The sequence below is a fragment of the Sphingomonas pseudosanguinis genome, assembly GCF_052056765.1.
In the GTDB taxonomy this organism is placed as follows: Bacteria; Pseudomonadota; Alphaproteobacteria; order Sphingomonadales; family Sphingomonadaceae; genus Sphingomonas; species Sphingomonas pseudosanguinis.
The window spans coordinates 2168058-2183084 of the sequence record NZ_CP189888.1; the positions used below are offsets into that span (position 1 = coordinate 2168058).

Here is a 15027-nt window from a genome sequence, read left to right on the forward strand (position 1 = left end):
GCCTGTCGTGAGCGTCTCGCACGCGCCGGCGCGGCTGCTGACGCTCGGCCGCCTGACGCCGGATGGTGGGCGGAGCGAGATCGAGCGCATGGTCGCGGTCGAATGTCCGGTCGCGATCGAGGTGGACGGGTTCGGCTATGCCGTCATGATGATGACGCCCGAACGGCTGGAGGATTTCGCCACCGGCTTCCTGCTGACCGAACGGCTGATCGACCGGGCGGACGACATCATCGACATCGAACCCTTCGCGGCCGAGGCGGGATGGATCGTCCGCATCGTCTTGGCTCAGCGGGTGCGCGGTCGTATCCGCGACCGGGTACGCCACCGGACCAGCGACACCAGCTGCGGACTATGCGGCCTGTCGGGCCTGGAGCAGATCGACCGCCCTGTCGCCGCCCGCCCCCCGGCGCCCCGCGCCACGGCCGAAACCCTGTTCGCGGTGCTGCGGGACCTGCGCGCGCATCAGCCGCTCAATGCTGAAACCGGGGCGGTCCATGCCGCCGTCGCCTGTGCCCCGAGCGGCGACATCGTGGCCAGCGCCGAGGATGTCGGCCGGCACAATGCACTCGACAAGCTGGTCGGCATGCTGGCGCGCCGGCCGGACATGGCGGTGGACTTCATCCTCGTCACCTCGCGGATCAGCTATGAGATGGTCGACAAGGCGCTGGTGGCCGGGGTCGGACTGCTGGTGGGCATCTCCGCGCCGACGAGTCTGGCGATCGACCACGCCCGCGCGCATGGTCTGACCCTGATCGCACTCGCACGCCCCGACGCAATGCTGGTCGCGCATGACCCGCATGGACGTTTTGCCTGACGCGTTCCCTCGTCGCGAAAGGCGGCGTCAGGCCGCGCGCGTCAACGGTTGTCGGTGGAGCGCATCGTCACGGTCGCTGCAGGAACGATCACGCCCATCCTGTTTTGCCCGATAAGCCAGTGTATCCGCTCGCCCCAGCAGCGCATCCAGCGTCTCCCCCGGCACGTAACGCGCGATGCCGCTGCTGACCGTAACGGCCGGCAGGCCATGGTCGGCGACGCTCTGCAAGGCCTGACGGATCGCCTCAGCCAGATGCGACACAGTGTCCTGCGCTTTCGTGTCGTCCCCTACCTCGAGCGGCAGGAGCAAGGCGAACTCCTCGCCCCCCATGCGGACCGCAAGCGTGTCCGCCGGCACCAGCCGCCGCAGCACATCGGCAAATGCCATCAGCACCCGGTCGCCCGTGGCATGGCCCCATGTGTCGTTGATCCGTTTGAAGTGATCGAGATCGAGGACCATCGCAAAGAGCGGCCGACCGGTGGTGGCGGCCTGCGCCAATAGCCGTGGGCCCACCCGCGACAATGCAAGACGATTGGCGAGCCGGGTCAGGGTGTCGGTCTGCGCATCGACGATCGTCTCCTCAAGCGCCTTCTCGATCACCAGCAGCAGCAGGAACAGCCCCGCCGCGACCAGCAGCACCCCGGTCGAGATGGAGGACACGAGTATATAGGTGTGAACGGCATCCTGCACGCGCGCGACGAGCGACACGACGAGAAATGGCTTGGCAGCGAAATGCACGCAGATGAGGGCAAAAATTCCCAGGAGGAGCGAAGCGATCGGCCCCCGCCGATCGAGATGCCGCACCGCGATCGCCGACCGCCCCGCCATGAACGCGAAGGGCAGTTGAAAGAGCAGTTCGTAAACCAGGCTTCGCGGCGTCCCGGCCAGCAGGCCAAGACGCAACACCATGCCCAGGCCCCATATCACCAGCGCGTGCCGATGAGGCGACGCGCGGCCGGCCATGACCTTGATCCCGCCCCAGATCGCGATGACGGTTCCCAAAAACGCGCCATAGCCGGTCAGCGCGACGAGGCTGGAAGGAACGTTCAGCTGGTTCACCAACTGACAAATCGTCGTCACGAAACACAGGGCGTAGCCGAGCAGAAACCATCGGGGCGCCCGTTCCCGAACCTGCGACACCGACACCGCAGCATAGGCAATGATGAACAGCATCGCCATGCAGGCATCGAGGGCAAGGGCATAGACAGCAACGCTCACAAGTCGAACCTTGCCTCCAATGGCCCTTCGAAGGATAGCCTACGATGGGATCGCAAACGAAGCGTTAAAGTCCTGATGGCCATTTCGACGACCAAAATCGTATTTTATACTATTTGTTCCGATCATATGGCATGAAGTTCGCTGCTTTGGGCCGCGATCGCACAACTACTCATTCGTCGGCGACATGCTATCAATTCAGGATGCCGTGATCATCAGAGGCAAGCCTTGCAAGCGATGATTGGGAAGCAGCCGTTCTGATGAGGCCAAGGTACATCGACATCATGAACGGACGCGCGGGACATCTTATCCGTATCGAGCCGTCTCTATCGATTTCAGAGAAAATACACCGGGTGGTAGCGAAGGAGGGACTTGAACCCCCGACACGCGGATTATGATTCCGCTGCTCTAACCAGCTGAGCTACTTCGCCATGCCGTGGCGTTCCACCCGGTGGAGGCGCGCCTATAGACAGGGGTTTTTCGGGCGTCAAGCGAACAAATGACGAGAAATCATTTCCCAGGGTCCGCCGCGATACCACCAGGCGCCCAGGCCGATCAGTTCGACCGGACGCGCCCGAAAATCCCGCTCCATCTGCTGGAGCAGCAGCTTGGCGGTGGCGGGGGTCACCTTGTTCTGGATGGTGACATGCGGCCGCCAGCCGCCCGCGTCCTGCGGGGTGAGCATGCCGGCAAAGGCGTCGACCAGTTCGCGTCGGATCGCGACGAGCCCCGGCGATTCGATCCGGATGGCCACGCCCCGGCCCAGCGACATCAGCCCGGCCGCCTTTGTCTCCGGCGCACGCACGCCGCGCGTCATGCCGTTCAGCCGGTGCTTCAACTCCGCCTCTACGCTGGGCGGCAGGTGATGGAACAGCGTGCAATGCGCGTCGAGCACATTGCGCTCGGGCGGAAAATGCTGGCGACGCAGGCCATCGAACCAACCCTGATCGGCGCGGCCGAACAGGGCGGTGACGATGATCGGGGCCGGCATGGGGGCGATTGGCGCGGTCAGATTTCCACCTGACTGCCCAACTCGACCACACGGTTGGTCGGCAGGCGGAAGAACTCCATCGCGCTTTCGGCGTTGCGCAGCATCCAGGAGAACAGCTTTTCCCGCCATAGCGACATGCCGGGCCGCTCGGCCGCGAGCAGCGTCTGGCGCGACAGGAAGAAGCTGGTGTCCATCATCTTGAACGCGCCGCCGTCCATCTCGACCCGCTTGAGCGCCGCCGGGACGTCCGCCTCCTCCATGAAGCCGAAGCGCAGGATCAGGCGGTGGAAGCCATGGCCCAGATCGTCGAGCTTGGCGCGCTCCGCATCGGGCCAATAGGGCTGGCTCATGATCTTGACGGTCAGCAGGATGATCCGCTCGTGCAGCACCTTGTTGTGCTTGAGGTTGTGGAGCAGCGCATGCGGCACGCCATCGGGCGAGGAGGTCATGAAGATCGCCGTGCCCGACACGCGGCTGGCGGTATTGGAGGCCGATTCGATGAAGATGTGGATCGGCATCGTTCCCTCGCGCAGCCGCTGGATCATCAGCTTGCGCCCCGTCGACCAGGTGGTGAGGAAGGTGAAGATGATGAACCCGACCAGCAGCGGGAACCAGCCGCCGGCCGGCACCTTGGTCAGATTGGCGAGGAAATAGGCCCCGTCGACCAGGAAGAAGAGCCCCAGCAGCGGCACGGCGGCGAAGGTCGGCCACTTCCACAAACGGGTCAGCGCCACGCCGAGCAGACAGGTGTCGATCAGCATCGCCCCCGTCACCGCGATCCCGTATGCCGAGGTCAGGTTGGACGAGGAGCGGAAGAACAGCACCAGCAGGATCACCATCACCATCAGCATCCAGTTGATGAGCGGGATGTAGATTTGTCCGGCGGTCGCCGCCGAGGTATGCTCGATCCGCAGGCGCGGCATGAAGCCCAGCTGGATCGCCTGTTGCGTGACCGAGAAGGCACCGGTGATGACCGCCTGGCTGGCGATGACCGCCGCCGCCGTCGCCAGGATGACGAGCGGCAGCTGCAACCCCTCGGGCGCCAGCATATAGAAGGGGCTTTCGAGCGCGGCGGCCCCTTCGCGGAACAGCAGCGCCCCCTGCCCCATATAGTTGAGCATCAACGCTGGCAGCACGAAGCACAGCCAGGACAACCCGATCGGCCGCCGCCCGAAATGCCCCATATCGGCGTAGAGCGCCTCCGCCCCTGTCACCGCCAGCACCACCGAGCCGAGCGCCAGGAAGCCGCGTACCGGATCGATGAAGAAGAACTGGACCGCATAATGCGGCGACAGCGCGCGCAGGATGCCCGGCGTCTCGACGAAGCTGATGACGCCCAAGACCGCGATGGTCCCGAAATACAGGAGCATGATCGGACCGAACAGCAACCCGACGCGCTCGGTGCCCGATCGCTGGATCTTGAACAGGATGATCAGGATCGTGATCGCGATCGGCAGCACGAAACTGCCAAAGGCGGGCGCCGCGACGGCCAGCCCCTCCACCGCGCTGAGCACGGTGACGGCGGGCGTGATCATGCTGTCGCCGTAGAAGAGCGCGGTGGCGAACACGCCCAGCAGGATGATGCCGCGCGACCAGCGCCGCGTCTTGGTCTGCCCCGACACCAGCGCCAGCAGGGCCAGGCTGCCCCCCTCGCCCTTATTGTCGGCGCGCATGATGATCGCGACATATTTGACCGACACCACGATCATCATCGACCAGAAGATCAGGCTGACGACGCCCAGGATATGCGCGGTGTCGAGCGGCAGGGGATGGTGCGGATTGGCGAAGGTTTCGCGAAAGGCGTAGATCGGACTGGTGCCGATATCGCCGAACACGACCCCGATCGCCCCCAGCGCGAGCCGGGCGATACCGTTCTGATGATGTTGCTGATGCTGGTCCTCGGAGGCGGTCGTCGCGATTCCGGTGGGTGCGACGCTCATCGCGACGTGGCCGGGCTGACGATTGGCGGGAACATCGGCACTGTCCGTGGCAACCCTTCGATCATCGCCGCCCCCTAGCATGGCCCTGAAAGGCCAGCAACGCGGACGCATTGCGCTTGTTTCGCGGCAAGGAGATTTGGTGGCCGGGGCGATGCGATGTTGCAACAGTCGGTCGGCGGCTGGAGGCACCAAGCGCCCGCCGCAAGCACGCCCCTCCCGCAGGCGGGAGGGGATGGGGGAGGGAAAGCCACGGGCGATGGTCTCGGTGAGACTCCCTGCCCTCCCCCGGCCCCTCCCGCCTGCGGGAGGGGAGAAGATGCACGGCTCTAGCATTATACTCTTTCCGAAACGGTTCACCTCCGCCCCCCGATCGGCTAGGGCTGCGTGATGGTCAGTCGTTCCGCCCAAGAGGCCGCTCCGGTAACCCCGTCCGCCGCACCCGTGCAGGCCGCGCCCATCGTCACGATCGACGATGTCCGCGCCGCGCATGCCCGGATTTCGGACCGGATCGTCCGCACGCCGACGATGATCAGCCGCACCCTGTCGCAACTGACCGGCGCCACCGTCTACCTCAAGTTCGAAAATCTTCAGTTCACCGCCGCCTACAAGGAACGCGGCGCGCTCAACACGCTGCTGCAACTGTCCGACGAGGCGCGCGCCAAGGGCGTGATCGCCGCCTCGGCCGGCAATCATGCGCAGGGGCTGGCCTATCACGCCAACCGGCTGGGCGTGCCCGCGACCATCGTGATGCCACGCACCACGCCGATCGTGAAGGTCGTCCAGACCGAGGGCCACGGCGCCACCGTGGTGTTGGAAGGCGATACCTTCGACGCGGCCTATGCCCATGCCCGCGAGCTGGAGGCGGAGCGCGGCTATACCTTCGTCCATCCCTTCGACGATGCGCGCGTCATCGCCGGTCAGGGGACGGTGGCGCTCGAGATGCTGGAGGATGCGCCCGACATCGACACGCTGATCGTGCCGATCGGCGGCGGCGGCCTGATCTCGGGCATGGCCACGGTCGCGGCGGCCGCCACCCCGCCGGTCGAGGTGGTCGGCGTCCAGGCCGAGCTGTTCCCGTCGATGTACAACAAGCTGAACGGCACCGACCTGCCCTGCGCCGGCGATACGCTGGCCGAGGGTATCGCGGTCAAGGTGCCGGGCGGCCTCACGTCGCAGTTGGTGGCGCAGCTGGTGCGCGAGATCGTGCTGGTCGACGAACGCCATCTGGAAGAATCGGTCAGCGCGCTGCTCCAGATCGAGAAGACCGTGGTCGAGGGCGCGGGCGCGGCGGGTCTCGCCGCGCTGATGTCGCATCCCGAACGCTTTCGCGGCAAGACGGTCGGCATCGTGCTGTGCGGCGGCAATATCGACACGCGGCTGCTTGCCAATGTCCTGCTGCGCGATCTGGCGCGTTCGGGCCGGCTCGCCCGCCTGCGCATCCGCTTGCAGGACCAGCCGGGGGCGCTGTTCAACGTCGCGCGCATCTTCGATCGCGAGCGGGTGAACATCATCGAGGTCTATCACCAGCGCGTCTTCACCACCCTGCCCGCCAAGGGCCTGATCACCGACATCGAGTGCGAGACACGCGACGCGCTGCACCTGCACCGCCTGATCGAGGCGCTGCGCGCCGCCGGTTACGAGACCACGCAGGTGGAACTGGCCTGAGGACCGGCGGGGGCGGCGTCCCATGCCCGCCCCCGACCACGGCTCTCGACAATCGTCCCGTTTCCGAACAGCTTCTGACCATCCCCTTGGCGGGGAAATTCGTTAAGAAACTCCTGTTCCCGAATCCTTGAAGGAAGTTCCCGGCGGTGACCGCGCCTTTCCGTTTTCCGCGCTTTTTCGTCACCAGCCCCGCCCCCTGCCCCTATCTGGCGGGACGTGAGGAGCGCAAGGTGTTCACCGAACTCAATGGCGAGCATGCCGGCGAGCTGAACGAGGCGCTGAGCCGTATCGGTTTCCGCCGCAGCCAGGGGGTCGCCTATCGCCCCTCCTGCGCGGGCTGCACCGCCTGCGTTTCGGTGCGCGTCGTGGCCGACGGCTTCCGCGCCAACGGCACCCAGCGCAAGCTGCTGCGCCGTCATGCCGATCTGGAGGTCACCGCCTGCCAGCCCTGGGCGACCGCCGAACAGTTCGAGCTGCTGCGCCGCTATCTCGGCCGCCGCCACCCCGGCGGCGGCATGGCGGCGATGGACGAGAGCGATTATGCCGACATGGTCGAGCTGTCCCCCGTCCAGTCGGTCGTGGTCGAATATCGCGCGCCGACCGGCCCGGATGGCGAGCGCGGGCGGCTGCTCGGCGCGTGCCTGACCGATCGGCAAGGCGACGGGTTGTCGATGATCTACAGCTTCTTCGATACCGAGGATGAGAGCCGCCCGGGGCTGGGCAATTTCATCATCATGGATCACATCCTGCGCGCGCGCGCGGCGGGTCTGCCCTATGTCTATCTCGGCTATTGGGTGAAGGGGTCGCCGCGCATGGCGTACAAGACCCGGTATCAGCCGCTGGAGGCGCTCGGGCCGCGCGGCTGGTCGCTGCTGTCGCCCGACAATCTCGACATCGGCGGCCCGCCCGCCGTCGAAACCGCGATCGAGGCGGGCGAGGAATAGCCGAGGGGATGGGGCCTCTTCCCAACCCCTTCCGTCAAAGCGCGATGACGATGCATATTCAAACCAGCCCCTCCCCTTCAGGGGAGGGGACGGGGGTGGGGCGTATCCCCAAGCGCTCCGCCTATTGAGACGCCCCACCCCAACCCCTCCCCTGAAGGGGAGGGGCTTGTGCGCTTTATTGGGTTTCGGCCGTCAAGGGCACCAGATCCCCCCAAGCCTCGCCCGCGACCGGTGCGGCGCCGGCGGCGTCCAGTGCGGCGGCGACCCGGACATGCGTGTCGGTCGGAGACAGGCCGATTACCGGATCGAAGCCGACCCAGCCGATCTCCGCGACATAGGCCTCCGCCCAGCAATGCGGTCGCGCGTCATGCTCCCCGGCGACGAAGCCCGACACGAACCGCGCCGGCAGACCGAGCGACCGCGCACCGGTGCAGAACAGATGCGCGAGATCGCACGGCCCCGCTTCCTCCGTACCAAGCAGCGCCGCCGCCGCTTTGCCGTCGTCCGCGAAGCGGCGATGGATCGCGGCGTTCAGGCCGTGGAGCATCGCCAGGGGGCCATCACAGTCCCGGACCGCCTCCGCGGCAAAGGCGGTGACCGCCTCGCTCGCCGGCGTGGCGGCGGTGCCGCGCAAGTAGAGCGCGGGCGGCAGCGTCTCGTTGCTGCCACGAACGATGCCATGCGCGTCGCTGGTCAGCACGTCGCCGGTGGCGGTGATCGTCACCGTCTCGACCGGCTCCTCGATATAGAGCATCGTCACTGCATTGCCAAACCCGTCGCGGCCCGATCGCATCCGTGCGTCGCAATCGACGTCGATCCGCCAATGCGCGACCGTCTGGTCGTCGCTATTGTCGGGCGTCAGCCGCAGCATCTGGACCACGGCCTTGCCGCGCAGCGTCGGGCGGTGGACGATCTGGTGCTCGATGGCGATACGCATCAGGCGAACTTGAACTGGCGGCCGATCGCGCCGTGCAGCTGGGCATTCTCCAGGATGAAGGCTTCGAGATATTGGTGGAGCCCGCCCGCGATCACATCGCCCGAGCGGGTCTTGCTCATCCGGTTCGCACGCACTCTCGCCATTCGATCCGCCTCCCCATGCTGCCCCGTCCGCCGGGCGAGCTGCCCCAGCACGTCCACCGTTTCCTCCACCGACGCCGCCAGGCTGCGCGGCAGTTCGGCGCGTGCGATCAGCAGGTCGATGACGTTCGAGGGCTTGAGCCCGTCCGAATAGAGCCAGCGATAGGCGGTGACGGCGGACACGGTCTGAAGGATCGTCGTCCACTGGTCACGATCGACGACGCCGCCGATCCGCTCGCCCGCCGGCAGCAGGATGTGATATTTCACGTCGAGCAGCCGCGCGGTATTGTCCGCGCGCTCGACCGCCTGGCCCAGCCGGATGAACCAGGTCGTTTGGTTGCGCAGCATGCGGTGGACCGCACCCTCGAAGCCGCGCGTCTCGTTCTTCACCGCCTCGACCAGGCTGAGGACGGCGGTCGGGTCCTCGGCGCCGGGTCGGGCTTCGAAATGCAGCCAGGCGCGGTTGATCGCGCTCCACGCCTCACGGGTCAGCGCGGTGCGCACCGCACGCGCATTGGTGCGCGCCATGTCGATGCAGCGGACGATCGAGCCGGGGTGACAGGTCTCGACGGTCAGGAAGCGGGCGACCTCACGCCGCCGCAACTCGCGCCCGCCCTCGGCAAAGGCGCTGGCGGTATCGGTCACGGCCAGCGCCGATCCCCAGGCGGCCAGCCCGGCCGATCGCGGCGACAGGACATCCAGCCGCACCGTCGCCTCGACCAGCCGGGCGATGAAGTCGGCCCGTTCGAAATAGCGCCCCAGCCAGTAGAGCGAGGACGCGGTCCGCGACAGCATCAGCGGTCCCCCTGCATCTGGATCTGCGACATCTGGGTCTGGGTCTGCACCCAATTATCGGGCTCGGGCGGCATCAGGACGAAACTGTCCTTGGTACCCCCGCCCTGGCTGGAATTGACGACCAGCGAGCCCTCGCGCAGCGCGACCCGGGTCAGCCCGCCCGGCGTCACCTCTACCCCGTTGCGGCCGGTGAGGACGAAGGGGCGGAAATCGACATGGCGCGGCGCGACCCCGCTTTCGACCAATGTCGGCACGGTCGACAGCGCCAGCGTCGGCTGCGCGATGTAGCGATGCGGCTCGGCGATCAGCGCGGCGCGGAAATGCTCGATCTGCGCCCTGGTCGCGGTGGGGCCGACCAGCATGCCATAGCCGCCCGACCCGTCGACCAGCTTGACCACCAGCTCGCTCAGATGGTCGAGGACATAAGCCAGCGATTCCGGCTCGCGACAGCGCCAGGTGTCGACATTCTTCAGCTTGGGCTCGGCACCCGAATAATAGCGGACGATGTCGGGCATATAGCTGTAGATCGCCTTGTCGTCGGCGATGCCGTTGCCCGGTGCGTTGAGAATGGCGACATTGCCCGCCGCATAGGCCGCGATCAGCCCCGGCACGCCCAGCATCGAGTCCGGGCGGAAGACCAGCGGATCGAGGAAGTCGTCATCGACGCGGCGATAGATGACGTCGACCTTCACCCGCCCCGCGATGGTGCGCATCCAGACGATGTCGTCATCGACCACCAGATCGGCCGCCTCGACCAGCTCGACCCCCATCGAATCCGCCAGGAAGCTGTGTTCGTAATAGGCCGAGTTGTAATGACCCGGGGTCAGCACGACGCAGGTCGGCTCGCCGACGCCGTGCGGCGCGACCGACTTCATCGTGGCGAGCAGACGGTCGGGATAGCTGTCCACCGCCGCCACCCGGAACTGGCGGAACAGCTCGGGGCACAGCCGCAGCATCGCCTCGCGATTCTCCAGCATATAGCTGACGCCCGAGGGGGTGCGGGCATTGTCCTCCAGCACGAAGAAATCGTCCGGCCCGGTGCGGACCAAGTCGATGCCGCAGATATGCGCCCAGACGCCGTGCGGCGGGCGCATCCCTGCGATCTCGGGGCGGAACTGCGGATTGCCGAAGATCAGGTCGGGCGGCAGGATGCCGTCGCGCAGGATCTTCCGCTCGCCGTAAATGTCGTCGAGAAAGGCGTTGATCGCCTCGACCCGCTGTACCAGCCCCTCGGACAGGCGCGCCCATTCGTCGTGCAGGAAGACGCGCGGCACGATGTCGAACGGGATGATCCGCTCGGCCGCGTCGCTCTCGCCATAGACCGCGAAGGTGATGCCCAGCTGGCGGAAGGTCGCCTCGGCCGATTGCTGGCGGCGGCGAAGTTCGGTGTCGGGTGTGTGATCGAGCCAGCGTTGCAAGGCGGCCAGTTCGGGGCGCGGCGCCGCAGCATCCAGCCCCCCCATGATTTCGTCGAACGCGGCGATAGTCCCCATCCGGTTGTTACGCTCCCCCTGTCGGCCGGGTTCCATGCTGCACCGCATGATGGGGGTACACAAGGGGGCGGCAAAGAATTCCTCCCCTGGAAGGGGAGGTGGCAGGCCGTCAGGCCTGACGGAGGGGTGTCCCGCTATCGAGAGGGCGACACCCCTCCGTCGCGCTCCGCGCGCCACCTCCCCTTCCAGGGGAGGAATTACAGAGACTTACGCCCCCAGCTTCTCCAGCATCGACGGCGTCAGCACCTGGGGCAGCACCTGCGGCTCTTTCGCGCCCGGTGCGTAATAGAGGTATAGCGGCACCCCCGCCCGGTTATGCCGCTCGATAAACCGTCCCAGCACGGGATCGCCATCGGTCCAGTCGCCGACCAGCACCGCCACCTTGTTGCGGGCGAACGCGTCGCGGACCGAGGAGCGCTCGATCGCGGCGGCTTCGTTGACCTTGCAGCTGAGGCACCAGTCGGCGGTGAAATAGGCGAAGACCGGCCGCCCCTCCTTGCGCAGCGAGTCCAGCTTGGCCTCGGTAAAGGCGGTGTCGGCCGCCGACTTGGCGACGGCGGCGGCGGGCTTGACCGTCACGACGATCGCGACCGCCAACACCAGCATGACGAGCGCCGGCCAGAAGGCGCGCGCCTTGCCGCCATGCTGCCGCAACCCCGTCCACCAGAAACCCAGCGAGGCGAGTAGCGTGGCGGCCAGCCCTAGCGTCATGCCGGTCACCCCCGCCTCCTGCCCCAATATCCAGGCCAGCGCGAGCGCGGTCAGGAACATCGGCACCGACAGGATATGGCGCAGCCGCACCATCCATATCCCCGGCTTGGGCAGCCGCCGCCGCAGCGCGGGGATAAAGCCGATCGCCAGGAAGGGCAGCGCGATGCCGATCCCCAGCCCGGCGAACACCGCCAGCGCGGCGGCGGCGGGCAGGACCAGCGCCGCGCCCAGCGCACCGGCCATGAACGGCCCCGAACAGGGCGTCGCGACGAACGCCGCCAGCGCGCCGGTCGCAAACGATCCCATCGCGCCCGAACGCCCGGCAAAGGCGGGGGTCGGCAGTTCGAACAGCCCCGCCAGATTGAAGGCGATGCCCGCGACCAGCAGCAGCAGCACGCCGATCACGCGCGGGTCCTGCAACTGGAACGCCCAACCCGCGCTCTGGCCGCCGGCGCGCAGGGCCAGCAGGATGACGCCCAGCCCGACACAGACCAGCACCACGCCCGCCGTATAAGCCAGCGCCTCAGTCCGGGCATGGCGTTCGTCGCCCCCGCCGCGCGCCAGACTCAGCGCCTTCAGGCTTAGGATCGGGAAGACGCAGGGCATGATGTTGAGCAGCAACCCGCCCAGCACCGCTCCCAGAAAGGCCAGCACGATCGCGCCGACCCCCCTGCTCGTATCGCTGGCACCCGCGATCGTCCCCGGCTTGGCGGTGAAGGCCAGCCCCTTGCCCTCGCCGATTGACAGCACGCCTGACACCGGTCCCGGCGTCGGCACGGCGGCGGCCGGGATGGTCAGGATCGCCTGATCACCCTGCCGCGCCAGCGCCTGATCGGCGGCATGGTCGATGATGCCGCTCCGATCGGGGAAGAAATAGACGTCCTTGACCGCCACCGCGGCGGGGAGCGGCACGGCGATGCGCACCGTCTTGCCCCGTGTCTCGATCACGCCCTCGCCGCCCAGCGGCTTGGGCAAGGCCGCGCGCCAGCGGTCGAACTCGGCGCGCACCGACGGGTCGATCGCCCCGTCGCCGATGGTCAGCCGGGTCGACAGGGTCTGGCTCTCGGGCACGCAGATCGTGTCGGTGCACACGAGATAGTCGAGCTTGACCGACACGGGCAGCGCGGTGCCGGCCGTCAGCCCGGCGGGCACGGACAAGTCGACGAGTAGCGCGAAGGGCCGCTCATAGACATAGTTCATCAGGCCCGCGATCTTCAGCCGTCCCGGCACCGGATAGCGCAAGCCCCCCGCCGTGACGCCTGTGGGCAAGGTCCAATGCGCCTCGGTCGGCAGGCCGGCATCGCCGCCATTCTTCCAATAGCCATGCCAGCCTTTGTCGGGCGTGGCGGCGATGGCGAGCGTGACCGTCGATCCGGCACGCGGCGCAGCACTTTCGGGGACCAGCCGCATCGGCAGATGGATCGCGCCGGGCGCCGGCGGCGGCGCGCTGTCGGCCATGACGGGCGCGGTGGCGACCATCATGAACAGCGCCGTCATCAGGATGTAAAACCAACCGCGCATCGACCTTGCCCTATACCCGTTTGGCGTTCCATAGCGCCGCCGTTCCCGCTTTGCATCAAGGATGCCCATGACGCCGCTCCCCGTCGCGCTTCGCACCGCACTCCTCGCCTCGGCCGCGATGCTCGCCGCCTCCGCCCCGGCCATTGCCCAGCAGGCCAGCCCGGAGCCCGGCCCCGCACCCGCCAGCCTGACCAACCGTCCGGCGACGACGCCGCTGCCCCCCTTCCCCACGACTCCGCCCAAGCTGATCGTGGCCATCTCGGTCGACCAGTTCTCAGCCGATCTGTTCGCACAGTATCGCAACCGCTTCACCGGCGGCATGGCGCGGCTGCTGACCGGCGCGGTCTTTCCCTCAGGCTATCAGAGCCATGCCGCGACCGAGACGTGCCCGGGCCACTCGACCATCCTGACCGGCTATCGCCCCGCGCATACCGGCATCATCGCCAACAACTGGGTCGACCAGTCGGTGAACCGCGCCGACAAGATCGTCTATTGCTCGGAGGACGAAAGCGTCGCGGGCAACGACCACAACAACTACACCGTCTCCGACAAGCATCTGAAGGTGCCGACGCTGGGCGAGCGGATGAAGACCGCCGACAGCCGCGTGCGCACCGTCTCGGTCGCGGGCAAGGACCGCGCCGCGGTGATGATGGGCGGCCACAAGATGGACGAGATCTGGTGGTGGGACGGCAAGACCTATGTCTCCTATGCCGGCCGCACGGTGCCCCCGGTGGTCGAGCGCACGCGCAAGGCGGTCGCCGATCTGGTCGCCCGCCCGCAGGACGCGCTGCCGCTGCCCGGTTTCTGCAAGCCGCTCGACCGGCCGATCACCGTCGGCGGCCAGACGATCGGCACCGGCCGTTTCCAGCGCGCGGCGGGCGATCTGAAGGCGTTCCGCGTCTCGCCCGCCGCCGATGCGGCGGTGCTGGCGATGGCGGCGGGCTTCGTGCAGGACATGCAGCTCGGCAAGGGGCCGGCGACCGACATCCTGTCGGTGGGCCTGTCGGCGACCGACTATATCGGCCATGCGCTGGGCACCCAGGGCACCGAGATGTGCATCCAGATGGCCGAACTCGACCGTTCGCTGGCGGGCTTCTTCGAGGTGCTCGACCAGACCGGCGTCGATTATGAGGTGATGCTGACCGCCGACCACGGCGCGCACGACATGACCGAGCGGCAGCAGATCCGCGCCATGCCGATGGAAAGCCATGTCGCGCCCGAGGCCAAGACCAAGGCGATGGCCGCCGCGATCGCGCGCGACCTGGGCCTGTCCAACACGCCGCCGATCATGATGAGCGCGGAAGGCGACATCTATATCAACCGCGACCTGCCCGCCGCGACGCGCGCCAAGGTGCTGGCCGAGGCGAAGCGCCGGTTCGAGGCATTGCCGCAGGTCGCCGCCGCGCTGACCCGCGACGAGATCGCCGCGACGCCCTGGCCGACCACGCCGCCCGAGACCTGGACGTTGAAAGAAAAGGCGCGCTCCTCCTATGATCCCACGCGCTCGGGCGATCTGCTGATCCTGCTCAACCCGCGCGTGACGACGATCGAGGAGCCGACGCCGGGCTATGTCGAGACACATGGCTCGCCCTGGGACTATGACCGCCGCGTGCCGATCCTGTTCTGGCGCAAGGGGATGGCCGGCTTCGAACAGCCGCTGTCGGTCGAGACGGTCGACATCGCGCCCACGCTGGCCGCGACGATCGGTCTGCCGATGACGGGCGTCGACGGGCGCTGCCTGGACCTCGACCCAGGTGTCGCGGATACATGTAAGCGGTAAGCCGCTATTCCTCCCCTGTAAGGGAAGGACGACCGCCGCGAAGCGGTGGTGGAGGGGTGTCCCCGCCGGTGGTGACACCCC

General features: G+C 67.4%; 11 protein-coding genes and 1 tRNA gene. 4 read left to right on the forward strand and 8 right to left on the reverse strand.

Annotated elements, in window-relative coordinates; translation table 11 throughout:
• The first annotated feature begins 7 nt into the window (after positions 1 to 7).
• Positions 8 to 814, forward strand: coding sequence for a formate dehydrogenase accessory sulfurtransferase FdhD (gene fdhD, locus ACQHGV_RS09810; protein ID WP_440978051.1), 807 nt, complete (start codon positions 8 to 10; stop codon positions 812 to 814).
• 27 nt (positions 815 to 841) lie between these two features.
• Here the strand turns inward: fdhD and ACQHGV_RS09815 are convergent, their stop codons facing one another.
• From ACQHGV_RS09815 to ACQHGV_RS09830, 4 genes are all read right to left on the reverse strand, one after another.
• Entirely contained in the window at positions 842 to 1993 is a 1152-nt protein-coding gene (locus ACQHGV_RS09815; RefSeq protein WP_440978052.1) for a GGDEF domain-containing protein, read from the reverse strand.
• A 390-nt stretch (positions 1994 to 2383) separates the two neighbouring features.
• Positions 2384 to 2460, reverse strand: a tRNA-Met gene (locus ACQHGV_RS09820).
• Positions 2461 to 2516: 56 nt separating this feature from the next.
• Positions 2517 to 3020 carry a 2'-5' RNA ligase family protein gene (locus tag ACQHGV_RS09825; RefSeq protein ID WP_440978053.1) on the reverse strand — a complete coding sequence of 168 codons (504 nt, stop codon included), beginning with the start codon at positions 3018 to 3020 and terminating at the stop codon, positions 2517 to 2519.
• A 17-nt stretch (positions 3021 to 3037) separates the two neighbouring features.
• Positions 3038 to 4960 (reverse strand): potassium transporter Kup, encoded by a 1923-nt coding sequence (locus ACQHGV_RS09830; protein WP_440978054.1) that lies wholly within the window; start codon positions 4958 to 4960, stop codon positions 3038 to 3040.
• Between the two features lie 387 nt (positions 4961 to 5347).
• Between ACQHGV_RS09830 and ACQHGV_RS09835 the strand changes: the two genes are divergently transcribed.
• Together ACQHGV_RS09835 and ACQHGV_RS09840 are read left to right on the forward strand one after the other, a co-directional pair.
• The gene (locus ACQHGV_RS09835; RefSeq protein WP_221211491.1) at positions 5348 to 6625 is read left to right on the forward strand and encodes a threonine ammonia-lyase; all 1278 of its coding nucleotides are present in this window, start codon (positions 5348 to 5350) and stop codon (positions 6623 to 6625) included.
• Positions 6626 to 6771: 146 nt separating this feature from the next.
• Entirely contained in the window at positions 6772 to 7569 is a 798-nt protein-coding gene (locus tag ACQHGV_RS09840) for an arginyltransferase (RefSeq protein WP_183952043.1), read from the forward strand.
• A 175-nt stretch (positions 7570 to 7744) separates the two neighbouring features.
• Here the strand turns inward: ACQHGV_RS09840 and ACQHGV_RS09845 are convergent, their stop codons facing one another.
• The 4 genes from ACQHGV_RS09845 to ACQHGV_RS09860 all read right to left on the reverse strand — a co-directional run bounded on the left by ACQHGV_RS09845 (position 7745) and on the right by ACQHGV_RS09860 (position 13166).
• Positions 7745 to 8506, reverse strand: a complete 762-nt coding sequence (locus ACQHGV_RS09845) for a transglutaminase family protein (protein WP_440978055.1) — start codon at positions 8504 to 8506, stop codon at positions 7745 to 7747.
• Entirely contained in the window at positions 8506 to 9441 is a 936-nt protein-coding gene (locus tag ACQHGV_RS09850; RefSeq protein ID WP_183952041.1) for an alpha-E domain-containing protein, read from the reverse strand. Before ACQHGV_RS09850 ends, ACQHGV_RS09845 begins: the two co-directional genes overlap by 1 nt.
• Entirely contained in the window at positions 9441 to 10934 is a 1494-nt protein-coding gene (locus ACQHGV_RS09855) for a circularly permuted type 2 ATP-grasp protein (RefSeq protein ID WP_440978056.1), read from the reverse strand. Before ACQHGV_RS09855 ends, ACQHGV_RS09850 begins: the two co-directional genes overlap by 1 nt.
• Positions 10935 to 11141: 207 nt before the next feature.
• The gene (locus tag ACQHGV_RS09860; protein ID WP_440978057.1) at positions 11142 to 13166 is read right to left on the reverse strand and encodes a protein-disulfide reductase DsbD family protein; all 2025 of its coding nucleotides are present in this window, start codon (positions 13164 to 13166) and stop codon (positions 11142 to 11144) included.
• A 67-nt stretch (positions 13167 to 13233) separates the two neighbouring features.
• On the opposite strand from ACQHGV_RS09860, the gene ACQHGV_RS09865 reads away from it, so the two are divergent.
• A complete protein-coding gene (locus ACQHGV_RS09865) occupies positions 13234 to 14946 on the forward strand; it encodes an alkaline phosphatase family protein (RefSeq protein WP_440978058.1) in 1713 nt (570 codons plus the stop codon).
• The last annotated feature ends 81 nt before the right edge of the window (positions 14947 to 15027 follow it).